This is a genomic window from Micromonospora saelicesensis (assembly GCF_900091575.1).
Lineage (GTDB): Bacteria > Actinomycetota > Actinomycetes > Mycobacteriales > Micromonosporaceae > Micromonospora > Micromonospora saelicesensis.
In genome coordinates this window covers 314,033-337,570 of the sequence record NZ_FMCR01000007.1, presented here as the reverse complement: position 1 = coordinate 337,570, position 23,538 = coordinate 314,033, and the positions used below count along the sequence as shown (strand labels likewise).

Genomic DNA, 23,538 nt, shown 5'->3' with positions numbered 1-23,538 from the left:
GCGGTGCAGCCACCTACCGGTGGAAGCGGGCGCTCACGGCTGAGTCCTGCCAGCGGTAGAGGTCGCGCAGTAGGGAAATCTCGGCGCCGTGATGGATCAGCTCCCTGTTGACGTGCAGGACGATGCCCTCCATGGGAGACCGCTCGGGACCCACAGTGGGCGGATTCTCCAGGTCGGCGTCCGAGAGTTCGCGGACCCCCGCGTTCCATCTCCCATACATCTCATCGAGCTGTTTCAGCGCCTCGTCGGCGGTCCCCGCGTAGGCGAACGTCTGGGAATCGATGTCCTGGCCGCCGAAGTGCCATCCGACCCGATAGCCCAGGCAGGAGACGATGATGTGCGCCAGCCGCCAGGCAATCGTGGTCACCGGCGCCGGCACCGGGTCAGGGGACGCGGAATCCATCGTCCATTCCCCCGAAACCGCCGACATCGGTGCGGCCGACGTGCCACGTGGGCGGATGCTCCAGCAGCCACCCACCGGCTCCCAGAAGTACTCCTCATCAGCGAGACCGTTCAACCGCGGCCGCAGGTTCCTGTGCCAGTGCCGGTCCAGCTGGTCCGCGATTCGCTCACTTCTTGTCATTTCCGCACCCTACATACCGCAGAGACCTGGCTGGGGCCCTCGCATAGGCCGTCGCCGGCCCTGGGGCCGCGAGTGTGTACCGCACCGAAGGTGCTCACCGAGGTGGTGGCCGGATGCTCTCCGCCGTCGCCGGAGAAGCTCAGCCGTCGCCGGGGCGGACCAGCCCGCTCTCGTACGCGATGACCACAAGCTGGGCGCGGTCGCGGGCGTTCAGTTTGTGCAGCAGTCGACTCACGTACGTGCGGGCGGTGTCCGGGCTGAGGTGCAGCGCCGCCCCGATCTCCACATTCGACCGTCCGGTGCCGACCTGTGCCAGGACGTCGCGTTCCCGCGCGGTGAGCCCGGTCAACCGGGCGGGGTCCGCGACGGGGGAGCGGGCAGCCGCGGCGATCACCCGCCGGGTCACCGCCGGTGACAGCAGCGCGTCGCCACCGGCCACCACGCGGACGGCGTCCCGCAGAGCGTCGGGCGGGGTGTCCTTGAGGAGGAAGCCGGCGGCGCCGGCGCGGATGGCCTCGAAGAGGTACTCGTCGTCGTCGAAGGTGGTCAGCATGACCACCCGGACGTCGGCCAGGGTCGGGTCGGCGAGGATGCGGCGGGTGGCCTCGATACCGTCGCCGCCGGGCATCCGGACATCCATCAGGACGATGTCGGGCCGCTGCTCGCGGGCGACCGCCACACCGGCCCGGCCGTCGCCGGCTTCGCCGACGACGATGATGTCCGGGGCGCGTTCCAGCAACGCGCGGAGTCCGGTGCGGACCAGATGCTGGTCGTCGACGAGGACGACGCGTACGTGGCTCATGCGGCGACTCCGGCCAGCGGTAGGTGGACCGAGACCCGGAAGCCCCCGTCAGCGGTCTCGCCGGCATCGAAGGTTCCGCCGAGCAGGGCAACCCGCTCCGACATACCGCGCAGCCCCTGACCCGTCTCAACCGCCGTGCCGCCGGTGGATCCTCGGCCGTCATCGACGACCTCCACCGACAGCCGGGCCGGGGTCGCCCGGATCGTCACCGTGGCGCGGGTGGCATACGCGTGGCGCAGCACATTGGTCAGCGCCTCCTGCACGATCCGGTACACAGTGCTGCCGACCACCGTGGGCAGGGCGTCGACCGACCCGTCGAGGCGCAGTTCGACCGGCAGCCCACCGCGGCGGACGCCCTCGATGAGCGTACGCAGCTGGGTGAAACCGGGGGCCGGCTCGCGCGGCCCTGGCTCGCGACGCAGCGTGCCCAACGTGGCACGCAGCTCGGCCATGGCGCTGCCGCTCACCGAGTGGATCGCGGCCAGAGCGGCCTCGGCCCGCTCGGGCTCGGCATCGGCAAGTGCCTCCCTCGCCACAGCCGACTGCAGGGTGACCACCGACATCGTGTGTCCGAGCGTGTCGTGCACCTCCCGGGCGATGCGCAGCCGCTCGGCCTCGACCTGCCGGGCTGCCTCCCGGCGGCGTTCCTCGGCCGCCGAGGCGGCCTGCCGGGCCAGCGTGACCCGTAGCGAACGCCGGTTGCGGACGGCGTCACCGAGAGCGATGACGGCGAGTATCAGGGCCGCCTCGGAGCCGAGACCAGCACCGATCACGACAGAGATGTCGTCTCCCTCGACGAGCCGGGCGGCCACCGAAACGGCCAGCAGGCTCCCGCCGACGGCGGCGGCCGGAACCACCCGGCCCCGCTGGGCGGCCACGTAGAGGATGGCGGCGGCCGGCGCGGCCACGCCGACCGGCGGCAACTCCAGCGCGTAGTAGCCGAGGATGCCGGCGGCTGTCGCCAGCAGCGCGGGGACGGCCCAACGCCGGGCTACCAGCAGCAGTACGGCCAGGCCGACCCCGAACCCGCCAGCCAGCGCCGCCCGGGAGGTCGGCGCGTCCTCGGTCGCGATGGCCGCCGCGACCAGGCCCAGGATGGCCACAGCGAGCAGCGCCTCGGTTCGGGTGGGTGAGGTGGCCTGCACGTCCGTGAGCCTAAGTCGGCGCGGGCCTGCGCCGCTGCCGTCCGCAGGCATCACCCCCCGCCCCCGCACGTACGTCGAGAAGCGATGCCAGCTCACGCGGCTGCGCGGCAGACGGGCCCGAATTGGCGACCTAGCGTCGACGGCGACATCACTGATCGTGCCCGCAAGGGTTCGAAAACCAAGGAGAAGTACTGCTGTGTCCCGTATCAGGCTGACGTGGATCGTGCTCATCGTGCTCGTCTGGGCGGCGATGATGTCCTTTGGTGGGGTCGCGGCCGAGACCGTGATGCTCTACCCGAACATCTTCGGGGACGCCCCCGCCTCGCTGGACCGGGCCCGTGAGTTCCTGGTCGCCGGAGGCCCGAGCGACTACTTCCCGCCCCTGGGCGCCTCGGTCGTGCTGATGAGCCTCGCCGCGACCGCCCTCACGTGGCGCAATCGGCGACTGCGGTGGTACGTCGCCGCCGCTGCGGCGGTCTTCATCGCCTGCGAGTTCCTGTTCTCGGTGGTGTTCTTCTGGCCACGCAACGAGATCATGTTCGTCGACCCGGTTGGCACGCATTCCCCGGAGTACCTTCGCCAGGTCGCCGAGGAGTTCGTCGCCGGCCACTGGGTGCGCCTCGCCGGCGGAGCGGTGACATCCGCGCTGGCATTCACCGCCCTGCTGCGCTTCGCCAGGGAAACCGCGCCGGTACGGGCCGAGCGATGAGCGTCGGGCGTCGCACGCTCGGGTTCTCATGGCCTGCCCTGGTCGCGCTCGCCGTGTTGGCCGCACCTCGGGTGGTCCTGCACGACCTGCACGTCGTGGAGGAAGGGCGGCCCGCCGCGGTGCTGCTCGCGGTCGTACCGCTGATCTGTTGGGTCGCCGCCGTGCTGTGGCGGCGTCCGCCGCGTCCGTTCCTGACCGCGGTGGTCATCGGGGCGATCTACGGTGTTCTTCTCGCGGTTGGTCACCAGATTCTGTGGGACGAGGCGTTCGGTGCGACCGGGCCGAGGCTCGGGGACATCGACCCTCGGGCGCAGGAAGCGATCCTTCGGGTGGCGGCGGTGTTCTCCAGCCTCGTCACCGGAATCCTCACCGGGGTGGTGGCCGGGGCGGTGGCGGCGGTGTTGAGCAGGCTCGTCATCGGGCGACAGCGCGCCGCCGAGCAGTCGGTCGAGAAGGTGTGGCGTGGACCGGACGACGCGGGTGCCACTCGGCCACCGCAAGGCTGATCTGTCAACCGGCGAGCACCAGCCCGGGCGCGAGCAGGGGACGGCCGCCGAACGCGGCCGTCCCCAGAGGTAGCGCGGGTGTCACGGGCATGTCCCGAGGTTCAGCGGATCGTCGCCCCGCCGGTGGGGGTCGGCTGTACCCGCTCGAACCGCACCTTGCTCAGCCATCCCGGGAGATCACTGAGCACGTACAACTCGCCGTTCACATCGGCGCCGAACGCCGTCGGCTGGGTGGGGAAGGTGCCGATCTCGGCGGACTCGTAGCCACCAGTGGACTTGGGACGCACGGCGAAAGCGCGGGTCGAGCAGTAGTCGCTGGCGATGTAGGTGCCCCTCGCCTCCGGGGTGACGTTCCCCCGGTACACCAGGCCGCCGATGATGGAGCAGTTCTCCGTCATGTAGTGGTCGTACTCGACGATCGGGTCGGTGAGCCGCACGCCCGGCCGGCACTGCGTCTCGTCGAAGACCGGCGTGCCCTCTCGACAGGACCAGCCGAGGTTTGCGCCACGCTGCGACGGGCGGACGTGGTTGATCTCCTCGATCAGACCCTGGCCGACGTCACCGATCCACAGCGAGTTGTCGGCCGGGTCGATGGAGAACTTCCACGGGTTGCGCAGCCCGTAGACCCAGATTTCCGGCCGCGCGCCCGGCGTGCGGACGAACGGGTTGTCGTAGGGCACGCAGTAGGGCTTTCCCCCGCAGCTGCGGTTGACGTCGATCCGCAGAATCTTGCCGAGCAGGGTGCCGAGGTTCTGGCCGCTCTTGTAGGGGTCGTTCGCGTAGCCACCGTCGCCGAGGGACCAGTAGAGGTAGCCGTCGCGGCCGAAGGCCACCTGTCCGCCGTTGTGGTTGCCGTACTCGGCGTGCTCCTGGGTGAGCAGCACCTGCAACCGGTCAGGAGCGTTGATGGGCACTCGCGCCAGGGTCAGCGCGCCGGCCGGCAGGCTCGTGTAGGCCACGTAGAGCATCCCGGTCCGCGCGAAGTTCGGCGCTGGAGTGATGCCGAGAAGGCCGCGCTCGTTGTCCGACGTGTCGATCCGGGCGGTCAGGTCGATCACCGGGTCGGCTGCCAGGCCGGTGTCGGGGTGGTAGGCGCGGACAGTGCCATTCTTTTCCGCGATCAGCATCCGGCCGTCCGGCAGCCCGGTGATCGCGATCGGACGCTGCAGACCGAAAGCCACCCGTTCGGAAACCACGGTCAGCTCGGCAAGTGGCACAGCACGTTTGGATGGGCCGGCCGCGGCGGTGCCGGCCACCGGCGTCGGTGGCGACAGAGACGCAGCCAGGGCCAGAACGAGCAACCCGGCCAGCATGGCGGCCGGGCGACGACGTCGTCGTGACATGTTCAGCTCCTCGAGCAGGTGGGTGGTGGACGCGGTCTGGGAGCGTTCCCACGATACATTGGCTGAGATCGATATCCAACCCACGTCCACGCGTTCCGTCCGTAGTTCGGCCGTCCCGCGACTTCCGGGGCGGGTGACAACGGGCGGTAGGGTGAGTCACCGATCGATGCGAACGGTGGTGCCGGTGAGTCTGATCCAGGCGGGTGTCACCGCGACAACGACAATGCTGGCAGTCCTGATCGGTGGGTGGCTCACCGTCCGGGCTCAGGACCGGCTGTGGCGGCGCGACCAGGATCGACAGTGGCGAGACATCCGGCTGAACGCGTACACCGACTTCATCGGCGCGGTCCGGGAGTACGTGGCCCACGTCCTCAACCCGGCGGCGCGCATCACCGCGGTGCCGCGCCCGCGTGATCCGGGTGATCTCATGCCGTTCTTCGACGACGAGGGCAGCCGCTACCGGGAGCGGCTGGAGAGCACCAAGACCGCGCTTCGGCTGGTGGCCGGCAACGTCAAGGTGGTCAGCGGCTCGTCGGAGCTGGTGCGCCAGGCCCGGCTCCTGGCGGCCACACGAGCGGGTAGCGAGGCCGAGGCGTTGCCCGCCGATCGGTTCGACGCCCTCTGGGAGGCCGAGCGCCGATTCATCGAGGTGGCCCGGGCCGAACTCGGCCTGCCCTCCGCGTTCCAAGCCGTCGATCAACGCGCTTGACGGGCTGGGGTGCGGCTCCTCCCAACGATGGATCAGTCGCCCTTCCGCCAACGATCGGGCAGGGCATACCAGCGGCCTGCCCGCACCTCCACCAGTTCACCGGTGCTGGCGAGGTGAGAGCATGCTGTGCGCAGCTCCTCGATCGAGGGCCGGGCGTGCGACTGTTCGTCGAGAAACCCTCTGATCCGCCAGGCGTCGAACGCCTCGACATCATCGACCACATCGACGTCGACCATCCGGCCCAGCTCGTCGATCATCTGACAGCCCGCTCCGTGGACCGCGTACTCGACGCCTGTGCTCGACGTGCCCGCTCGCGGAAGTGTCTTCTCGTGCCGCACCGCCACCATCAGATCCTTGATGCCGTCGACGTCCGGATAGGCATCGAACAAGCGTGACTGGATGCACCGCAGAGCGGCGGCGTAGCGGCGAACCGCAGCGATCGCCAACTCGGATTCCTCGCCCACGACATCAGTATGACCGCGTCTCGCGGGCCGTTTGGCGGGTCAAACGGCGGCGTGTGCGCGAGCAACTCGGGTGCTACCGAGGCCCTGCTGCCGGGCCGTCTCGCTGATTTCTCGCGGCCAGTCGTACCAGGTGTGGTTGCGGCGGGATGCGCGCTGACGCAACTCCGCTGGCGGCCGGCTCGTTGGTAGCGAGGGGCGGACGGAGGCGGACGATGGCGGCGGGGCGGGGTGCCGGGCTGCTGCGCCCTCCAGTGAGCTCGGGGCGGGCGACGTTCCTGGAGCTGTTCTTCGATCTGGCGTTCGTTGTGGCCCTCACCCGGGTCTCGCAACGATTCGCGGGGTTGGGCGACGACACTGGCTGGGCGCTCGTCACGGGGTTCGGGCGTACCCTGCTGCTTTTTCTGGCGCTCTGGTTGATCTGGTCGCACACCGCCTGGATCACCAGCCGGTACGAACCGGAGCAGCCGATCATTCAGGCCGTCGTGGTCGGCACCATGTTCGCCAGCCTGATCATGGCGGTGACGCTGCCCCGCGCCATGGAGGAGCGAGCGCTGCCGTTCGCGGTCGCGTACCTGATGGTGATGGTGGTGCGGCCGCTCGTGGTCGCCGTCGCGCTGCGTGGCCATCCGCGACGGCTGGTGCCCTTCCGGCTTGTCGTGTGGGCCCTGGCGAGCGCCCCGCTGTGGCTGGCCGGCGCGTTGGGCCCGGATCACCTCCGCCTGCCACTGTGGGTTGTGGCCCTCGCTGTCGACTACCTCGCCTGGACATTGGGCTGGCCGCTGCCGTGGCTCGGGGTCGCGAAGGTAGGTCGGTGGCGGATCGCGGGGACCCATCTCGCGGACCGTTATCAGCAGATGTTCCTCATCGCGCTCGGTGAGTCGATTCTGGTTATCGGCGTGGTTTTCAGCGGAGCGGACTACTCCGCGGAGCGGGCAGCCGCCTTCGCGGTCGCGTTCGCCACCAGTGCGCTGCTGTGGCGGATCTACTTCTACCGCGCCGGTCTGCTGCTGACTGAGGCGTTCGACCGGGCGGGTATGCCCGGCCGGCTGGGCGCGGTATCGGAACGGACGCATCTGTTGATCGTGCTCAGCGTGCTCGTCACGGCGGTCGGCTACGAGCTGGTGATCGATCATCCGTTCGGGCAGCCGCGACCCGGTTGGCTGCTGTTCGTGGTGGGCGGTCCGATGCTCTTCCTCGTCGCCCGGGTGCGGTTGCAGTACGAGATTTTTGGTCGGGTTTCCCCTTCCCACCTGATCGGATTGGTCGCTCTGCTGCTGTGCACGCCGGCGTTGGCCCAGCGGGCGCCGATGGTCGGGCTGAGCGTGGTGGCCGCAGTGCTGGCCCTGGTCGCGCTTGTCGACGCGTTGCGCAGGTGGGGACAGCCGACGGAGATTTCCGCTTCACCGATCGGAGGCGAAACCTCCGACGTTGGCGATTCCGAGGCGTGACGCGGTCGGGCGTAGCTACCGCGGCCACCGCAGACCCCCTGTCCAACTTCGGAGCGGCTGCCTCCGGCTTCGACCGCATCAACATCGTCAACAGCGATGTGATGCGTCTACGCGCCTTCACCCCCGCGGTCCACGGGTTCCTCGACACTGTCCGGGAGGGGCATCCGACCACACCACTGCTGGTCGTGTCCGCGATCCTGTGCCCGGTCCAGGAAGACACGCCCGGCCCTCTCGCGCCAGACCTCGAGGGCGGGAGCCTGCGGTTCAAGGCCACGGGAGATCCGGCCGAACGCACCGCGGGGCGGCTGACCCTCAACATCATCCGTGACGAACTCGCCCGGATCGTCGAACAGCGCTCGGCCGACGACCCGAACCTGCACTACCTCGACGGACGCGACCTGTACGGCGCGGCCGACTACGCGGAACTCCCACTACCCGACGAGGTCCACCCCGACCCTGCCGGACATCGCCGCATCGCGGAGAACTTCGCGCGGCTCGCGTTCGGCGACGGCGGCCCATTCGCCACGAAGACCGGCTGACCGTCTGGGTACGCAGACATCGAGGACCGCGCCGAATTTCCGAGGTGCCGCCCGGGGGTGGGTTGCCGATTTCAGCTCCAGAGCCCTGCCGAGCGGTAGAGGCTCGGCTCGAAGATAGGTTGGCTCGATGGGAGACCTCGGGCACCTGTTCCGCTCGGCCGCCGAGCATGCCGCTGACTACCGAACGTCGCTGTCGGAGCGTCAGGTCGGAATTCCCGTCGACCAGGTGGCGCTGAACGGTGCCTTCTCCGGCCCATTGCCCTCCGCGTCGTGCCCGCCGGAGCAGGTGCTTGCCGACCTGATCGCTGCGGCCGAGCCGGGGCTGGTGGCCAGCGCCGGCCCGCGGTACTTCGGGTTCGTGGTCGGCGGCGCGTTGCCGGCGGCGACCGCGGCGGACATCGTGGCAGCTGGTTGGGACCAGCTCGCGACAAACGCCGTGACATCGCCGGCCGCTGTCGCGGCCGAAGCTGCCGCAGGTGGCTGGTTGAAGGAGTTGCTGGGGATCCCTGCGTCGGCGTCGGTCGGTTTCGTCACCGGTGCCCAGGCGGCCAACACCGCAGGGCTCGCCGCCGCCCGGCACCAGGTACTGGCGGATGCGGGCTGGGACGTGGAACGGCGCGGGCTGCTCGGGGCGCCACCGATCCGGGTGATCGCTGGTCAGGAGCGGCACGCGACCATCGACCGGTCGCTGCGTCTGCTCGGCCTCGGGACCGACGCGGTGCGCCCGGTGCCCGCCGAGCCGAACGGTGCCATCGACCTCGAATCGCTGCGGGAGGCACTGCGGGCCGGATCGTCTGGTCCCACCATCGTTTGCCTGCAGGCCGGGAATGTGAACACCGGTGCCTGCGACCAACTCCGCGAGGCATGCGAACTGGCACGCCGGCACGGCGGCTGGGTGCACGTGGACGGGGCGTTCGGGCTGTGGGCGGCGGCTAGCCCCGGCACCCGGCACCTGGTGGACGGGCTGGAGTTGGCCGATTCGTGGGCCTGCGACGGTCACAAGTGGCTCAATCTTCCGTACGACTCGGCGTTCGCGTTCTGCGCCCGGCCCGATGTGCACGCCGCGGCGATGTCCTACAGCGCCGCGTACCTGGTCGGTTCCGGCGGGACGCCAGTCGGAGCGGACCTGACCGCGGAGTCCTCACGGCGGGCTCGTGGGTTCGCCGTCTGGGCCGGACTGCGGGAACTGGGCAGCCTCGGCGTCGCCGCAGTGGTCGAGCGCTGCTGCGAGTTGGCCCGTCGATTCGCCGTCGGCCTGGCCAGGGCCGGCTTCGAGGTCGCGAACGAGGTGGTCCTCAACCAGGTGCTGGTCGGCTTCGGCGACGATGCGCGTACCGACCGGGTGGTGGCCGCGGTCCAGGCTGACGGCACCTGCTGGATGGGCGGAACGACGTGGCGAGGACGGCGGCTGATGCGGATCTCCGTGTCCAACGCCGCCACGACCGAAGCGGACGTGGACCGGTCGATCGCCGCGATCACCCGTCTCGCCGCACAACCGACCGGAGAGACGCGCATCGCGCGTTGATGTCGAAACGGCGTTCCTTCACGGGTAGTGGCGAGCACCACGCCTTCCCCTGCCCTCACCGAAGGGGTGGATAGAACGATCGGTCTTGACGGTGGCGGTCCGAGTCGGTACGGTTCTCGGGGACAGAACGTTCGTTCTACCTAGTGCCAGCCAGGTGTGCGGCTGTGCCTGAAGGAGACCGCCATGCCTACCAAGATCACCCTCGTCATCGGTAACCCCGCGGACCCCGACGAGTTCGAGAAGATCTACGCCGACGTACGCCGGGCCGCCGAGACGTTCCCGAAGCTTCAGCGGATCGAGTCGGCCAAGGTGTGGCCAAAGGAGGACGGCACGCCCACCCCCGCTTACCGGACGCTCGACCTGTACTTCGCCAGCTACGAGGACGCCTCCGCCGCAGTCGCGACGCCCGCTGCCGGTGCCGTCTTCGGTGGGCTCCAGGGCGCTCAGGTGGAGATCACGGGGCTGTTCTCAAACATCGAGTAGCACCGCCCTTCCCCTCCCGGCGGCGGCCCGCCCCCCGCTGGGCGTCCCCTTCGCTCCGGAATCACCGAGAGGATGACCATGACCACCCTTGCCGTTCCCGGCATCTCGACGACGGCCGCTGCCCTGCGGCGGTTGTACTTCGGTCGCTTCGCCTTCGCAATCGTCTGGGCTGCCGTGACGTTCCCACTCGCCAAGCACCTCAACCCCCTCACCGCCGCGCTGCTCGTGCTCTACCCGCTGTTCGACGTGGCCGCCGCCATCGTCGACGTTCGTGCGTCGCGGGCCACCGGGTCGCCCACCCTGCTGTACGTGAACGTCGCGATCAGCCTGCTCGCCGCGGTGGGCCTGGGCGTCGCCGGCGCGTCCGGCATCCCTGCGGTCCTGCGGGTCTGGGGCGCCTGGGCGGTCGTGGCCGGACTGGTGCAGCTGATCGTGGCCGTCACCCGCCGCAAGATGGGTGGCCAGTGGCCGATGATCATCAGTGGCGGCATCTCCGTCATCGCCGGTGGATCATTCGTCGCGGCCGCCTCCGCGGACGACCCGGCGCTGACCAACGCGATCGGCTACGCCATCCCCGGCGCCATCTTCTTCCTCATCGCGGCCATCCGCCTCGGCCGCGCCGCGAAGGGAGACTGACGTGCAGAACGCCACGTACGACGTCGTTGTCATCGGCGCGGGGCCGGTGGGGGAGAACGTCGCCGACCGCGTCGTGCAGGGTGGCCTGACCGCCGCGATCGTCGAGCGGGAACTGGTGGGTGGCGAGTGCTCGTACTGGGCCTGCATGCCGACCAAGGCGTTGCTGCGCAGCCAGGCCGCGCTCCGGGCGGCTCGTCAGCTGCCCGGTGCGCGCGAGGCGGTGACCGGCGAGCTGGACGCGGCAGCCGTGCTGCGCCGCCGGGACACCGTCGCCTCGCACTGGAACGACGACGGCCAGGTGTCCTGGTTGGACTCCGCGGGGATCGCCCTGTATCGGGGCCAGGGGCGGATCAGCTCCGACCGGATCGTCGAGGTGACTGGGGCGGACGGCGCCACCACCTCGCTCACCGCCCGACACGCGGTCGTCATCGCGACCGGAAGTGGCGCACTGGTGCCGGACATCGCCGGTCTGCGCGAGGCGGCACCGTGGACCAGCCGTGAGGCAGCCGCCGCGAGCGAGGTTCCCGGCCGGCTCGCCATCATCGGTGGTGGCGTGGTGGCCACGGAGATGGCGACCGCGTACGCCGGCCTCGGATCGGCGGTGACGGTGCTCGTCCGCGACGGAGTGCTCACTCAGGCGGAGCCGTTCGTCGGCGAGCGGGTCACGCAGTCACTGCGGGAAGCTGGCGTGTCGGTGCAACTCGGTGCCGAGGCCACGTCGGTGCGCCGCGACGGCGACGGCACGGTGCACATCACGCTCACCGGCGGCGACCAGGTCGAGGCCGACGAGATCCTCGTCGCGATCGGCCGTACGCCGAACACGCACGACGTCGGCCTCGACCGGATCGGGCTGAAGCCGGGCGCCTGGCTCACTGTCGACGACACCCTGCGGGTGGTCGACGCTGCCGGCGCGTTGATCGGCGACGGATGGCTGTACGCGGCCGGGGACGTCAACCGGCGTGTGCTCCTGACCCACCAGGGCAAGTACCAGGCTCGCGCGGTGGGCGACGTGATCGTGGCGCGGGCCACTGGCGAAGCGGCAGACGACCGCCCGTGGGGTCGGCACGTCGCCACCGCCGACGAGCGCGCCGTGCCGCAGGTCGTCTTCACCGACCCGGAGGTCGCGTCGGTGGGGCTGACCGCAGCCGCCGCCGAGGCCGCCGGGCTGCGGGTCCGGGTGGTCGACTACGACCTGGCCGCCGTCGCCGGGGCCGCGTTGCACGCCGACGACTACCAGGGGCAGGCCCGGATGGTCGTGGACGAGGACCGACGGGTGATAGTCGGCCTCACCCTCGTCGGCCCGGACGTCGCGGAACTGATCCACGCCGCGACGATCGCCATCGTCGGCGAGGTCCCACTGGAGCGGCTGTGGCACGCCGTGCCCGCGTACCCGACCGTCAGCGAGGTCTGGCTGCGCCTGCTGGAGGCGTACGGCCGCTGATCTGAGCCGTACGGCCGTCCGCGCCGTCGCCGGCGAGCGAGGGCGGCCTCAACCGCTGGCGGCAACACTGAGGAGCTGGGCCATCCCCTTACCGGGGGTGGCCCAGCCCCAGGTCGTGCGGCGTGGTCGTGCTGGGCTAACGGGCCGACTCTGCCGACTGTCGCTCCGAGTTGATCCTGAGGAGTCCTTCGACACCGCGCAGGAAGGTCTCGGACACCAACGTGGGGTCGGAGAGGCATCCGGCCGCCATGGCGCCGTCCCGGAGCATGACGAAATGGCGCGCCGCAGGATCCGCCGTTCCTTCGTGGACCTGCGCCATGAGCGCGGTGATGGTGCCCAGGAACCATGCCCGGTGGGCCATGAGTTCTTGGTGCACGGGATGGTTCGTGTCGGGGTATTCCGCTGCGGCGTTCAGGAACGCGCACCCACGGAACCCGGGGGACTGGATGTTCTGAGCGATGGAATTGGCGATGGCCAGGAGCGGCTCGACCGGCGATCGGTTGGCGGCGAGGGCCTCGTCGACCATGCCGCGCTCCAGCTGATGCACCTCACGCAGGTAGGCCAGGATGAGGTCGTCCTTGCTGGGGAAGTGCCGGTAGAAAGTAGCCCTGGTCACCTTCGCCTCGGCGATGATCCGGTCGACGCCGACGGCGTGAATGCCCTCCGCGTAGAAGATCCTGGTCGCCGTGCGCAGAAGCTTGAAACGTGCCTCAGAGGGTCGGGCACTGGGTTCGTCGCTCGCCATCCAACCATCTTAGCGACAGAACGTTCGGTCTGATCTGTACCTGAGGGCATTGGGCGTGGCACCCGATTGCCGCACAGCGTGCGAACAGTGACCGGCAGGTCATCTCGTGTCGGAGTCGGGCCCCGGCCAGGTGTTTGACGAGGCACTCCGTTCTTCGATCTCGCTGACAGCGGCCTCGTCAATGCGGGATTCTGGATGCGGCAACCCCATCGGAGCCGGGATCGCGCGGGCTGATTCGCAATGCCGCGGAAATGCTCCGTCGACCGTCCTCGTCGGTCCGGCCTGCATACGCGGGCAGCGGGTGGCGAGCCCTTCGAAAGGAACTCCAGATGAGCGCTGCTCCTGACATGTCTGCCCAGGAGATGCCGACAGTTGTGCTGATCCACGGGGCATTCGCCGGCTCGTCGAGTTGGAATGGGGTGATTGCCAACCTCAAACGTCGGGGGTACCCGGTCATTGCCGTCGCCAACCCGCTGCGCGGTGTGCAGAAGGACGCCGCTTACGTGCGGGCTCTCCTGGACAGCTTGCCTGGACCGGTCGTGATGGCCGCCCATTCCTACGGCGGGCTGGTCATGACCGAGGCCGCGGCTGGTGCCTCCAACGTCAAGGCCCTGGTGTACGTCGCCAGCGTGAGCCCGGACGTAGGCGAAAGTGTGATCGGGCTGCTCGGCAAGTATCCCGGAAGTCAGCTCGCCACCAGCATCAATATGGTGCCGATCCCCTCCGACGACGGCGGCACGACCATGGATCAGTACATCCTGCAGGACAAGTACCCCGAGGTGTTCGCCGCCGACGTGGATCGCGGCACCGCGGAGATCATGGCGGCAACGCAGCGGCCCGCGTCCGCGAGCGCCCAGGAGGAGGGCGTGACGAAGGCCGCCTGGAAGACGATCCCCTCCTGGACCCTGATCACCACCCAGGACCAGGGCATTCCGCCGGACCTGCAGCGCTTCCTGGCCGACAGGGCGGGGTCCACGACAGTGGAGATCGCCGCTTCCCACGCGGTGGCAGTCTCGCAACCCGGCCCGGTCGCAGACCTCATCGACACCGCAGCCCGCGCCACGGCACGCTCGATGCAGATGTCCAAGAGTCGTCGGGGTTGACCAGGCTTGCCGAAGCGGCGGTCCGGTTCACTCCACCGCTGTCGGTGCCGAGCAGAACGGTGCCCATGCCGAGCGTCCGAAGCTGCGATGATGCTTCGGTGAGTCAGACAGCGGAATGGGACCGCGTGGTCGAGGGCGCTCGTGTTCATTTCATGGCCGGCGAGGACGACGAGCCGGAGACTGCCGACAACATCGATGCGCACCTGTACCTTGCTGACGGCACCCGTCGGTACGCCACGTTCATGACGACGGATGAAATCGCCCGTCTCCTGCAACGGTGGGCTGGGGCCGGGGAGGTTGGAGGCGGCCGATACTTCTCGTGCTCCGACCTGGTCATCATTCCCAGGCCCGGAGTCGAGGCGATGGTGGCGGCCCTGGGAGAGATGATCCGCTCCAGCGACGTCGACGTGATGCTCAGCAAGCTGGAGGACAGCACGATCTAGTGCTGTGACCAACCGGGTGACACCCCGCCGGCCTACTTCGACTTGCCGTCGTCAACGCGGTGCCTGGGCCACAGCTTTCTGGGTGAGGAGATACCCCTGGGCGGGGCTGTCCGGTCCATCGGCAGGGACGCCACCCCAGAACACGGTGGTGAAGCCAGCGTCGGTGAGACCTTGCTCCATCTCCTGCGGTGTCTGCCAGTAGAGGTCGAACTCGACGCCAAGATTGCTGCTGCGTCCCGCGCGTCGGACCTGACTGGTCCCGGCCTTGAAGGCGGTCACCAGATAGCCGCCCGGCCTGACGACGCGATACAGCTCGCCGAAGGCGGCTTGTCGATCGGCCGGTGCCAGGAAGATGAGGGAGTACCAGCAGACCACCCCTACCAGCGACGCGTCCTCGAAGGGCAGCTCACGCAGTTCGGCAACGTCGAATCGGTACGCCGCATGGTCACGGCGGGCCACGCGGATCATCTCGGGTGAGAGGTCGACTCCCCAGGGCGCCAGGCCCTGGGCCGACAGGTAGGGCGCGAGGCGCCCCGTTCCGCAGCCGACGTCGCCCACGTTGGTGCCCAGCCCCGCGGCAAGCGCCAGTACGCAGAACAGGTCGAGGACGGCTCTCTCCGCTGGCATGCGATCCAGAGCGTCAGAAAGGCGTTCCGCATAGAGCTCGGCGAGGACGTCGTGCGCGGCTCGTAACTCTTCGGTCTTGGCGTCCACGGGGAGGACTGTAGGAGCCAATGCCCACCCGCACCTGCCGCCGTCCGGGCGATCAGTGCGGGAAAGCGCGGGGGATGCGGGCGCCGAGAAGCTCGTCGCGGAACGCTTGGATGCGTGTGATGACCTGTCGTCTGCCGATGGTGTTCTCGATGCGGTCGAGGTAGAGACATCGGGCCGCGAGTTTGTCGAGGTCGACGGTGAAGTAGATCGCCATCAGCGGGTTGACGAACAGGTCACCGCCGCCGGTGCGTCGGGTGAACCGGACGTCCCCGAACTCACCGCTGGTGGCGGCGGCGATCTGTCCCTGAACGATGCTCGGCCGCTGCGGGGTGGCCGCCTGGGCGTCAGCGACGGCAGCGCGGTAGAGCTCTGCCTCCCGGCTGGAACCGGGAATGGACAGAGCACCGAGGTAACCACCGTCGCGGTCCAGCGCGGCCAGGTTCTCCAACACCTCGACATGGTTGACGCCGTCGTAGGCGTCGATGCCGAAGCCCAGACTGGTCACCAGCTTGACCGGTACGTCCAGCGCGGCCACGGCGGCCAGGCTGGTCATGTCCTCCACCGGAGTGCCGAGATTGCTTTCGTCGCCGCGCAGCAGCACGTCGGTGCCGCCGTCGACCAGCACCACCGCGTCGATGTCGAGGTGTTGCACCAGGTGCCGGTACGCCGTCCGCAGCGGCTGGACACCGAGCGGTGGAAACGCGTACACCGTCGACGGCAGTTGCTGAGCCGCCAGCCATCGGGCGAGCGTCCGCTCCGGGAAGTACCAGTCGGAGCTGGTGGTATCCGGCTGAACCGCTGCGACGTGCTCCACCACCCACGCGTCTCGGTCGATCAACTCGAGTTCCGAGAAGGAGAGGCTGGCCAGGTGCACCTGCACGCCGGCGCGCCACAAGGCGAACGCCAAGGGCAGGCCCGCGTACACGTCGAAACCCCCGCCGGCTCCGGCGATGAGGATGCTCCGCGCCGGAGCCAACGCGGCGAACAGTGGCGGAACTGCCAACGAGAACGCACCGGAGTCGGCCGGCGGTGCCGCAGGGGTCATCACCGCTCAATGATCACTGATGCGCGGCGGACACCGGCAACGCTGGATGAGCCAGCTTCTCCTCCATCGGCGTGATGCCGTCGGGAAAGTGTCGGCCATCACTGCTGCCTACGCGGCTGAGCCGCGCAATCTCATTGCCGCGTGAGTGTCAGCTGTCCGAGTTCCTGGGTGCATCGGGTGAGCGCGACGTAGAGGCCGTTCCAACCGCGCGGTTCGGCGGCGATGCCCTGAGGGTCGATGAGGAGCGTCGCGTCCCATTCCAGTCCCTTGGACTGGGTTGCGGTGAGCACCGGCACATCCCTCAGTACGGCTTGGAGTGTGGCGATGCGCTCCGCGGGGGCGATGACGCCGACCGTGCCACCGTGCCACCGTTGCTGCAACTGCCGCACCGCTTCCACGGCGGCGCCGGCAACCTCAGCGGGGGTGATGGTGAGCTCCCAGGGGGCGATGCCGGAGGAACGTAACGCTCGTGGCGGAGTGTTGTGGCTGCCAGCCTTCTCCAGGACCGATTCGGTGAGGTCCATGACCTCGCGTGGGGTCCGGTAGCAGATGGTGAGTTCCGCGCCGGTCCAGCGGTCTCCGAAGGCAGCCCGCACCGCTTGTGCCCAGGTGGTGTGCCGGTGCGCTGCCTCGGCCTGGTCGATGTCGCCGGCGGCGGTGATGGAGCGACTGGGACAGCGCCGGAGAACCATCTGCCACTGCATTTCGGAAAGCTCCTGCGCCTCGTCGATCACGACGTGGCCGTACACCCAGCCGCGGTGGCGGCGAGCGCGATCGGCGAGGAACTCGCCCTGTGGTTGCGGGGTGTCGACCTCGCCGAGCAGGTCGGCGAGGGCGTCGAGCAGAGGGATGTCGCTGGATGCCCATGGAGCGGGCTCGGCCGCGACGGCCGTGATCTCCTCGGGGGACAGCTGCGGGGCGAACCGGGCCAGCAGGGTGCGGTCGGTCAGGAAATCAGCCAGCAGGGCTTCGGGGTCGAGGGTGGGCCACCATGCCTCGATGAACCGGGCGATGGTGGCGTCCTCGGCGATACGACAACGAAGCTGTTCGACTTCCTCCTCGGAGAGCAACCCGTCGATGTCGCTGCCGGTGGACGTCCGGGTGGAGTGGTGGTCATGCTCCATGCTCTTGTCGACGCGGGCGAGGATGTCCTCGAAGCCTTCCTCCATCTCCGCCATCAGCGCCTCGCGCTGCTCGGCGACGACATCGGCCAGGAGGTTATGCAACTGCTCGGCGAACGCCGCGCGGGCCCGGTGGTACGGGCGCCCCTGCACCGCCGAGGCGAGCGCCTGCGCCACAGTTGCGGCGGGGATGACGTAGAACTCGCCCTCCCAGCGCAGCTTCAGCTCGCGCGGCCGGGGGAACAGCGACGCGACGTAGCTTTCGAGCGTGGGCTGCCAGAGGGCGCGGCCCTTGATTTCGGCGAGAAGCCGGCTCTCGTCGCGGCCCACCTCAACGTCGGCCAGCAGGGTGTCGCAGGTCGCCGAGACGACGGCGGTCTCACCGAGCGCCGGGAGCACCTGGGCGATGTACCGGAGGAACCGCGGCGAGGGGCCCAGGACCAGGACCGCCTGGTCGGCCATCTTTCGGTGGGTGAACAGCAGGTACGCGACGCGGTGCAGGGCAACCACTGTCTTGCCCGTGCCCGGGCCGCCCTGGACGATCAGCGGGCCGGTCGCCTCGGCCCGGATGATGTCGTCCTGTTCGCGTTGCAGGGTGGAGATCGCCGTCGACATGCGACCGGTGCGGCGCTGGTCGAGGGCGGCCAGTAGAGCGCCTTCGCCGACGAGGTCCGCCGTGGTGCTCCCGTCCAGGGGCTCGTCGTCCACGCCGACGACGGCCGATCCCGTCGTGCGGATGTGCCGGCGCCGCGCCTGACCCTGTGGGTCGACAGCCGTCGCGGTGTAGAAGGGCCGAGCTGCGGGAGCGCGCCAGTCCACCAGCAGTGGCTCAGCGCCCTCGCCGTCGTTGCGGAGACCGACACGGCCCACGTGGCGCACGGTGCCGTCAAGGCCGTCGAGGCGGCCGAAGACGAGACCGTCCTCTGCTTGCCGTAGCTCGTCGTACTGCTGGCGGAGCATGCGCTGCCGGGCCCGCTCCAACGCGTCCAAGGGCTCTGACGAAAGCTCGACCTGTAGGTGATCGGCCAGCCCATCCCGCCGGGCCGTTGCCAAGTCCAGAAACGCCTGTTCCTCGGCGACCGCGGATCGACGCGCGGCATCCTCTGCGATAGAGGTCGGCAGTTGGCCGTCAGGTGCTACTTCGTCGACGCCAGCGGTGCCGTTTCTCAGGGCAGACTTCCGGTGCATTCGCAAATCCTTGTATCGGGGTAACCCTCGGCCCGGATGAGCCGCAGTGCATTCGGCGGCAAGCATAGAGTTCATTCCCCTCACCGGCCAGGAAATCAGCCGGCAGAGATCGGCATCTCAATGCCTTGCGGTTCCGGGGTTGCTTGTGGCCTCACCAATCCCATTTTCTTATTGACAGTCCAGTCTTCATCTGTTCTGCGGGAGGCGTTCCGGGCAGTACGGGTGCTCTTCGGCCTCCGGGACTGGGTGCGGCAAGATGGCGGCGTGTCGATGGAACGCGTTGAAGGTCCGGCCATGCTGCTGACCTGGCTTGCAGACCGTCCTGTTCGGGAGGCGACCACCGGCTACGACGCCGCTGGTTGGCAATCGTCGACCTGGGTTCTTCATTCGATGTACGAGAACCCCAGCCTTGCGGGTCTGGGCACTCACGACGAGCTGCATCGCCACCGGCTCGAATCTGGCGACCTCCCGCCGGAGATCATCGGAGGCATAAACCTCGACGAGGACACCACCGACACTGGTATTCCCCTGGGCTTCGTTGTCCGACCGGGAAGTCCATGGCGACGGGCGCTCTGGTCGCAGCATCTCACCGAGGGACAGGCATCGGATCGGAGTTACCCGCCATGCCACCGCTGGTTCCCACATCGCAGTTGGCCCGTCGCCGTCCAGCCACCGCCCGAAGGGTCCCTCGACGAGGAGAGCCTGGATGCCCTACTGGACACCCTGAGCCGTTGGTCGGTCGACGGCCCCGGGACCAGCTGCGTCGCCTTCTACGCGTCCTTGCCGGCCGGCAACTTCGACAATCCTCACGTGTGGCGGGGGCCGTTGTCAGCAGTCCCCGAACTGATCGAAGAACGTGGAGGGCCCTACCCCTTCACACCGACGAATCTGTGGCCCACGGACCGGTCCTGGTTCATCTGGACGGACTTCGACCTACTCGGCACCAAGGTCAGCGGGTCCGAGCAGTTGGTCGAGGCGATCAAGAGCCACCCCGCTCTCGAGACGGTGGAGTGGCCGGCTCAACCGGGCTGAGGCGACCTACGGCAGACGTTGGCCGAGGTCGCGCGGCGCGAGGACGATCACCGCGGCGGCGAGGGCTGCCGCGCCAGGTCAGCTCAAGGTGAAGGACACGTCGTCGACGTCGAAGGCGGAGGCGCCGTTGCCGGCCGTCTCGCTGGCGAGGAAGCTGACCGTCGCGGTGCGTTCGGTAGTGGCGGTTCCGCTCGACATGACGTACTGCCGCCACTCCGCCCCGCCGTCGAAGGCCAGCGAGAACCTGGTCTTCGGGGGTATCCCGGTGACCGCCAGTCCGACGTTCAGGTAGTCGCCGCGGCTGGTCTCCGTGGTGGTGGTCCGCACCCAGAAACGGACCGTCAGGTCGCAGTTGGCCGGAACGGTGACGGTGGTGCGCAGCAGGTCGCCACGTGTCACGTCCAGCCCGGCGAAGGTGGCGTACGCGCGGCCGGTGTGTGCGGGCCGGGTCGCGTCGCCGAGCACGACGATGCGGGGGCCGGCCGTCCAGCCGGTGGTGCCGCGCTCGAACCCCGGGTTCGGGTGGATCTGCCCGGTGCAGGGCGGGTCCGCCGCTGGCTGGCCGTGGGATGCGCTGCCCGTGGCCAGGAGCAGCAGGGCCGCAACCGAGACGGTGGTGACGAATGCCTTCATCGGTTCTCCCCGCGTCAATACATTCGAGATGGTCGATGTGTATCGACGATGCGCGATGCGACGTGGGCGCGTCAAGCCCTTCCCGCCGTCGGCTCCGAGTGGGCGGCGGTCGGCCGCACCATGCTGGCGCTTACCGCCTGCGGCGGGCGCCGGCCTCGGTGTCGAGCAGGTCGTTGAGCGTCAACGCTGAGTTGATCAATGAGAGGTGGCTGAACGCCTGGGGATAGTTGCCGATCTGCTCCCCGGTCGCGGCGATCTCCTCGGCGTAGAGGCCGAGGTGGTTGCTGAAGGTGAACATCTTCTCGAACGTGAGTCGGGCGTCGTCGAGGCGGCCGGAACGCGCCAGCGCCTCGACGTACCAGAAGGTGCACATGTTGAAGGTGCCCTCGTGACCCGGGAGGCCGTCGGGGGAGTGGACCGGGTCGTACCGGTGGACCAGGCTGTCGGAGACCAGCTCGCGCTCGATCGCCTGCAAGGTGGACTGCCACAGCGGGTCGCTCGGCGTGACGAAACCGACCGACGGCATGGCGAGCAGCGCCGCGTCCAGCACGTTCTCGTCGTACGCCTGCACGAAGGTGCCGCGAGCCCGGTCGTACCCGCGCTCCATGACCTGGTTGTAGATGCGGTTGCGCTGTTCGGTCCAGCAGGTCATGTCCCCGGGGCGGCCGGTGCGGGTGGCCAGCCGGATGGCCCGGTCCAGCGCGACCCAGGACATCACCCGCCCGAATGTGTAGTTGCGGGGGTGGTGGCGGCTCTCCCAGATGCCGGCGTCGGGTTGGTCCCAGTTGTGGCAGAGCCAGTCGACCAGCCGGACGGTGCTCTTCCACACCTGGTGCGAGACGCGGATGCCCTGCTCGTCGGCGAGGTGCATGGCGTAGAGGGCCTCGCCGTGGATGTCGAGCTGGAGCTGGTCGGCGGCGCCGTTGCCGATCCGCACCGGCCGCGAGCCTCGGTAGCCCTCCAGATGGTCCAGCACCTCCTCGTGCAGGTCGGAGGAGCCGTCCACCCGGTACATGATCTTCAGCGGGTCCTGGTGGTCGCCGGCCTCGCGGATCCGCTCGTCCAGCCAGTTCATGTACTGGCTGACCTCCTCGGTGAAGCCCAGGCCGAGCAGCGCGTGCACCGAGAACGACGTGTCGCGTACCCAGGTGTAGCGGTAGTCCCAGTTGCGGGTTCCGCCGACCAGTTCGGGCAGCGCGGTGGTGGGTGCGGCGATCATCGCGCCGGTCGGCGCGTACGTCATGAGTTTGAGCGTGATGGCCGAGCGCTCGACCATCTCCCGCCAGCGGCCGGTGTAGCGGGAACGTTCGAGCCAGCGTCGCCAGTAGTCCCGGGTCCACTCGAACATGCCCTGGATCTCTTCCGGCGCGAAGATGCGCGGTTCGGCGCCGCCCGTCTCCAGGACCACCCCGCCGGTGTCGCCCTCGTTCAGCGTGCCGTACGCGACCAGGTCGCCGCCCTCAAGGTGGACGTCACCCTGTTCGGAGATCAACCGCCGCACGGGGTCGACCGGGTTGAACGTCAGCGTCGCCGACCGGCTGCGGAAGACGTAACCGTTGTGGTGGCGCTCAAGCTGATGCTCTTCGCGGGCGTAGTCGAACCGCGGCCGGCACTCCACCCGGAAGCGCATGCTGCCTCGGACCATGTTGACGGTCCGGACCAGCCGATGCGTGTCGGTGGCCCGCTCGCCGGTGACCGGCATGAAGTCCATCACCTCGGCCACCCCGTCGGCGCTGATGAACCGGGTGATCAGGATGGGTGTGCCGGGCAGGTAGAGCTGCTTGGTCACGTACCGCACGTCGTGCGGCGCGATCTGGAAGTAGCCGCCCTTCTCCTTGTCGAGCAGGGCCCCGAAGATGCTCGGCGAGTCGAACCGCGGCGCGCAGAACCAGTCGACCGTCCCGTCGCACGTCACCAGCGCGGCGGTCTGCAGGTCGCCGATGAGCCCGTGATCCTCGATCGCCGGATAGCTGTCCACATCTCTCCCCGGTTCGGCTGCGTCCTGCGCACCGAACCTAGGGGAGGAATTGTCGACTTAGGTGAGATTCACGTTCCGCCACCCTGTCGCGTGTCCCCACGTGTCACGGCGACGGCCGGGTCCTGCGCTGCATGGCCCGGGCGTCAGTGCAGCGGGCGGCAGGAGGAGCGGATGACCAGCTCTGTGGGGAGCCGGATGTGGGTGTCGCGTTCGACGCCGGCGATCAGGTCGACCAGCAGGCGCAACGCCTCGGCGCCCATCCGTTGCAGCGGCTGCATGATGGTCGTCAACGGCGGGTTGACCAGCGCCGACTCCGGTACGTTGTCGAAGCCGATCACCGACAGGTCGTCGGGCACCGACAGGCCCATGTCGCGGGCCACGGTCATCGTGGAGATCGCGGAGAGGTCGTTACCCGCGAAGATCGCGCTCGGCCGGTCGGTGAGGGCGAGCAGCTCCGCGGCCGTGCCGGCGGCGCTCTCGATCCGGAACCCGCCGACGCGGACGAGGCGTTCGTCCACCGGCACACCGGCGTCGGCCATCGCACTGCGGAAGCCGGCCTCGCGCAACTGCGCCGACTTCAGGTCGGTGCGTCCACTGATGTGCCCGATCCGCGTGTGGCCGAGGGACAGCAGGTAGTTGGTCGCCAGCACGGCGCCGGCGAAGTTGTCCGAATCGACGGTGGGCAGGTCGGACGGCCCGGTGTGTGGGTCGACGGCCACGACGTGAAAGCTGTGTTCGGTCTCGACCACGGTCGGCGTGACGATCACGGCGCCGTCGATGAGTGTGCCGGAGAGCCGGGCCAGCGAGCGCCGCTCCCACCCCACGGCGGCGCCCTCGCCGTCCCCGCTGGAGTAGGCCAGCAGCTGGTATCCGCTCCCGGCGACCTCCTGCGACGCCCCCTTGAGCAGCTCGGTCGAGAACGGCTCGAACTCGGCGACCAGGATGCCGAGGACGTTGGTGCGGTGGCTGCGCAGGCTCTGCGCCCCCAGGCTCGCCTCGTAGCCGAGCTCGTGGATGACCTGCTGGACGCGCTCCACGGTTGCCTGGGCAACGCCGTAGCGGCCGTTGACGACCTTCGACACGGTCGCGACCGAGACGCCGGCAGTACGTGCCACATCCGACATCTTGACGCGCTGCTGAAACACCACGTCGATGATGATAGGGCCCCGCCGGGGGCGCGTCGCCAGCGACTCGAAAACGTTA

At 69.1% G+C, this 23,538-nt stretch carries 24 protein-coding genes; 12 read left to right on the top strand and 12 right to left on the bottom strand.

Features of this window, described 5'->3' with window-relative positions:
* Positions 1 to 13 precede the first annotated feature (13 nt).
* From GA0070561_RS27950 to GA0070561_RS27940, 3 genes are all read right to left on the bottom strand, one after another.
* Positions 14 to 583, bottom strand: coding sequence for a DinB family protein (locus GA0070561_RS27950; RefSeq protein ID WP_091407085.1), 570 nt, complete (start codon positions 581 to 583; stop codon positions 14 to 16).
* A gap of 139 nt (positions 584 to 722) precedes the next feature.
* Positions 723 to 1,385 carry a response regulator transcription factor gene (locus GA0070561_RS27945; RefSeq protein WP_091407082.1) on the bottom strand — a complete coding sequence of 221 codons (663 nt, stop codon included), beginning with the start codon at positions 1,383 to 1,385 and terminating at the stop codon, positions 723 to 725.
* Positions 1,382 to 2,530, bottom strand: coding sequence for a sensor histidine kinase (locus tag GA0070561_RS27940; protein WP_091407079.1), 1,149 nt, complete (start codon positions 2,528 to 2,530; stop codon positions 1,382 to 1,384). Before GA0070561_RS27940 ends, GA0070561_RS27945 begins: the two co-directional genes overlap by 4 nt.
* Before the next feature lie 196 nt (positions 2,531 to 2,726).
* On the opposite strand from GA0070561_RS27940, the gene GA0070561_RS27935 reads away from it, so the two are divergent.
* Together GA0070561_RS27935 and GA0070561_RS27930 are read left to right on the top strand one after the other, a co-directional pair.
* Complete coding sequence (locus tag GA0070561_RS27935; RefSeq protein WP_244166463.1) at positions 2,727 to 3,239, top strand: DUF1772 domain-containing protein; 513 nt, start codon at positions 2,727 to 2,729, stop codon at positions 3,237 to 3,239.
* Positions 3,236 to 3,745 carry a hypothetical protein gene (locus tag GA0070561_RS27930; RefSeq protein ID WP_244166462.1) on the top strand — a complete coding sequence of 170 codons (510 nt, stop codon included), beginning with the start codon at positions 3,236 to 3,238 and terminating at the stop codon, positions 3,743 to 3,745. The genes GA0070561_RS27935 and GA0070561_RS27930 overlap by 4 nt, the downstream gene beginning before the upstream one ends.
* A gap of 101 nt (positions 3,746 to 3,846) precedes the next feature.
* Here the strand turns inward: GA0070561_RS27930 and GA0070561_RS27925 are convergent, their stop codons facing one another.
* Positions 3,847 to 5,088, bottom strand: a complete 1,242-nt coding sequence (locus GA0070561_RS27925; protein ID WP_091407393.1) for a PQQ-dependent sugar dehydrogenase — start codon at positions 5,086 to 5,088, stop codon at positions 3,847 to 3,849.
* A gap of 184 nt (positions 5,089 to 5,272) precedes the next feature.
* Between GA0070561_RS27925 and GA0070561_RS27920 the strand changes: the two genes are divergently transcribed.
* Positions 5,273 to 5,797: a hypothetical protein gene (locus GA0070561_RS27920; RefSeq protein ID WP_146755467.1), complete on the top strand. Its 525-nt coding sequence runs from the start codon at positions 5,273 to 5,275 to the stop codon at positions 5,795 to 5,797.
* A 32-nt stretch (positions 5,798 to 5,829) separates the two neighbouring features.
* Here the strand turns inward: GA0070561_RS27920 and GA0070561_RS27915 are convergent, their stop codons facing one another.
* Entirely contained in the window at positions 5,830 to 6,261 is a 432-nt protein-coding gene (locus GA0070561_RS27915) for a DUF6896 domain-containing protein (protein ID WP_091407075.1), read from the bottom strand.
* A gap of 212 nt (positions 6,262 to 6,473) precedes the next feature.
* Here GA0070561_RS27915 and GA0070561_RS27910 point away from each other — a divergent pair, with 212 nt between their 5' ends.
* The 6 genes from GA0070561_RS27910 (at position 6,474) to GA0070561_RS27885 (ending at position 12,333) form a co-directional block, all read left to right on the top strand.
* A complete protein-coding gene (locus GA0070561_RS27910) occupies positions 6,474 to 7,709 on the top strand; it encodes a low temperature requirement protein A (protein ID WP_091407072.1) in 1,236 nt (411 codons plus the stop codon).
* A complete protein-coding gene (locus GA0070561_RS27905; protein ID WP_244166461.1) occupies positions 7,706 to 8,248 on the top strand; it encodes an SGNH/GDSL hydrolase family protein in 543 nt (180 codons plus the stop codon). Before GA0070561_RS27910 ends, GA0070561_RS27905 begins: the two co-directional genes overlap by 4 nt.
* A 127-nt stretch (positions 8,249 to 8,375) precedes the next feature.
* Entirely contained in the window at positions 8,376 to 9,773 is a 1,398-nt protein-coding gene (locus tag GA0070561_RS27900) for a pyridoxal phosphate-dependent decarboxylase family protein (RefSeq protein WP_091407070.1), read from the top strand.
* 183 nt (positions 9,774 to 9,956) lie between these two features.
* Positions 9,957 to 10,256 carry an EthD family reductase gene (locus GA0070561_RS27895; protein ID WP_181539433.1) on the top strand — a complete coding sequence of 100 codons (300 nt, stop codon included), beginning with the start codon at positions 9,957 to 9,959 and terminating at the stop codon, positions 10,254 to 10,256.
* A gap of 78 nt (positions 10,257 to 10,334) precedes the next feature.
* The gene (locus tag GA0070561_RS27890) at positions 10,335 to 10,892 is read left to right on the top strand and encodes a hypothetical protein (RefSeq protein WP_091407068.1); all 558 of its coding nucleotides are present in this window, start codon (positions 10,335 to 10,337) and stop codon (positions 10,890 to 10,892) included.
* A 1-nt stretch (position 10,893) separates the two neighbouring features.
* Positions 10,894 to 12,333 (top strand): dihydrolipoyl dehydrogenase family protein, encoded by a 1,440-nt coding sequence (locus GA0070561_RS27885; protein ID WP_091407065.1) that lies wholly within the window; start codon positions 10,894 to 10,896, stop codon positions 12,331 to 12,333.
* Positions 12,334 to 12,469: 136 nt separating this feature from the next.
* Here GA0070561_RS27885 and GA0070561_RS27880 read toward each other — a convergent pair whose 3' ends face one another.
* Positions 12,470 to 13,078: a TetR/AcrR family transcriptional regulator gene (locus GA0070561_RS27880; RefSeq protein WP_091407063.1), complete on the bottom strand. Its 609-nt coding sequence runs from the start codon at positions 13,076 to 13,078 to the stop codon at positions 12,470 to 12,472.
* A gap of 329 nt (positions 13,079 to 13,407) precedes the next feature.
* Between GA0070561_RS27880 and GA0070561_RS27875 the strand changes: the two genes are divergently transcribed.
* Positions 13,408 to 14,181, top strand: a complete 774-nt coding sequence (locus GA0070561_RS27875) for an alpha/beta fold hydrolase (RefSeq protein ID WP_244166460.1) — start codon at positions 13,408 to 13,410, stop codon at positions 14,179 to 14,181.
* Positions 14,178 to 14,624 (top strand): hypothetical protein, encoded by a 447-nt coding sequence (locus GA0070561_RS27870; RefSeq protein WP_141710471.1) that lies wholly within the window; start codon positions 14,178 to 14,180, stop codon positions 14,622 to 14,624. Before GA0070561_RS27875 ends, GA0070561_RS27870 begins: the two co-directional genes overlap by 4 nt.
* Positions 14,625 to 14,675: 51 nt before the next feature.
* On the opposite strand, the gene GA0070561_RS27865 is transcribed toward GA0070561_RS27870, so the two are convergent.
* The 3 genes from GA0070561_RS27865 to GA0070561_RS27855 all read right to left on the bottom strand — a co-directional run bounded on the left by GA0070561_RS27865 (position 14,676) and on the right by GA0070561_RS27855 (position 18,692).
* Positions 14,676 to 15,338, bottom strand: coding sequence for a class I SAM-dependent methyltransferase (locus GA0070561_RS27865; protein WP_091407057.1), 663 nt, complete (start codon positions 15,336 to 15,338; stop codon positions 14,676 to 14,678).
* 52 nt (positions 15,339 to 15,390) lie between these two features.
* Positions 15,391 to 16,383, bottom strand: coding sequence for a DUF1152 domain-containing protein (locus GA0070561_RS27860; protein ID WP_091407054.1), 993 nt, complete (start codon positions 16,381 to 16,383; stop codon positions 15,391 to 15,393).
* Between the two features lie 131 nt (positions 16,384 to 16,514).
* Positions 16,515 to 18,692 carry a HelD family protein gene (locus GA0070561_RS27855; protein ID WP_091407052.1) on the bottom strand — a complete coding sequence of 726 codons (2,178 nt, stop codon included), beginning with the start codon at positions 18,690 to 18,692 and terminating at the stop codon, positions 16,515 to 16,517.
* Positions 18,693 to 18,914: 222 nt separating this feature from the next.
* On the opposite strand from GA0070561_RS27855, the gene GA0070561_RS27850 reads away from it, so the two are divergent.
* The gene (locus GA0070561_RS27850; RefSeq protein WP_091407050.1) at positions 18,915 to 19,724 is read left to right on the top strand and encodes a hypothetical protein; all 810 of its coding nucleotides are present in this window, start codon (positions 18,915 to 18,917) and stop codon (positions 19,722 to 19,724) included.
* A 78-nt stretch (positions 19,725 to 19,802) separates the two neighbouring features.
* Here GA0070561_RS27850 and GA0070561_RS27845 read toward each other — a convergent pair whose 3' ends face one another.
* The 3 genes from GA0070561_RS27845 to GA0070561_RS27835 all read right to left on the bottom strand — a co-directional run bounded on the left by GA0070561_RS27845 (position 19,803) and on the right by GA0070561_RS27835 (position 23,483).
* On the bottom strand, positions 19,803 to 20,357 hold the full coding sequence (locus tag GA0070561_RS27845; protein ID WP_091407049.1) for a hypothetical protein: 555 nt from the start codon (positions 20,355 to 20,357) through the stop codon (positions 19,803 to 19,805).
* 130 nt (positions 20,358 to 20,487) lie between these two features.
* Entirely contained in the window at positions 20,488 to 22,335 is a 1,848-nt protein-coding gene (locus GA0070561_RS27840) for a glycoside hydrolase family 15 protein (RefSeq protein WP_091407046.1), read from the bottom strand.
* A gap of 143 nt (positions 22,336 to 22,478) precedes the next feature.
* A complete protein-coding gene (locus tag GA0070561_RS27835) occupies positions 22,479 to 23,483 on the bottom strand; it encodes a LacI family DNA-binding transcriptional regulator (protein ID WP_091407044.1) in 1,005 nt (334 codons plus the stop codon).
* Between the last annotated feature and the right edge of the window lie 55 nt (positions 23,484 to 23,538).

Excerpts from the sequence above, each read along its gene's own strand:
- GA0070561_RS27880 (WP_091407063.1), bottom strand. The coding sequence starts at position 13,078 with ATGGCGAGCGACGAACCCAGTGCCCGACCCTCTGAGGCACGTTTCAAG.
- GA0070561_RS27910 (WP_091407072.1), top strand. The coding sequence starts at position 6,474 with ATGGCGGCGGGGCGGGGTGCCGGGCTGCTGCGCCCTCCAGTGAGCTCG.
- GA0070561_RS27945 (WP_091407082.1), bottom strand. The coding sequence starts at position 1,385 with ATGAGCCACGTACGCGTCGTCCTCGTCGACGACCAGCATCTGGTCCGC.
- GA0070561_RS27855 (WP_091407052.1), bottom strand. The coding sequence starts at position 18,692 with ATGCACCGGAAGTCTGCCCTGAGAAACGGCACCGCTGGCGTCGACGAA.
- GA0070561_RS27930 (WP_244166462.1), top strand. The coding sequence starts at position 3,236 with ATGAGCGTCGGGCGTCGCACGCTCGGGTTCTCATGGCCTGCCCTGGTC.
- GA0070561_RS27925 (WP_091407393.1), bottom strand. The coding sequence starts at position 5,088 with ATGTCACGACGACGTCGTCGCCCGGCCGCCATGCTGGCCGGGTTGCTC.
- GA0070561_RS27845 (WP_091407049.1), bottom strand. The coding sequence starts at position 20,357 with ATGAAGGCATTCGTCACCACCGTCTCGGTTGCGGCCCTGCTGCTCCTG.
- GA0070561_RS27900 (WP_091407070.1), top strand. The coding sequence starts at position 8,376 with ATGGGAGACCTCGGGCACCTGTTCCGCTCGGCCGCCGAGCATGCCGCT.
- GA0070561_RS27950 (WP_091407085.1), bottom strand. The coding sequence starts at position 583 with ATGACAAGAAGTGAGCGAATCGCGGACCAGCTGGACCGGCACTGGCAC.
- GA0070561_RS27895 (WP_181539433.1), top strand. The coding sequence starts at position 9,957 with ATGCCTACCAAGATCACCCTCGTCATCGGTAACCCCGCGGACCCCGAC.
- GA0070561_RS27875 (WP_244166460.1), top strand. The coding sequence starts at position 13,408 with ATGAGCGCTGCTCCTGACATGTCTGCCCAGGAGATGCCGACAGTTGTG.
- GA0070561_RS27860 (WP_091407054.1), bottom strand. The coding sequence starts at position 16,383 with ATGACCCCTGCGGCACCGCCGGCCGACTCCGGTGCGTTCTCGTTGGCA.
- GA0070561_RS27890 (WP_091407068.1), top strand. The coding sequence starts at position 10,335 with ATGACCACCCTTGCCGTTCCCGGCATCTCGACGACGGCCGCTGCCCTG.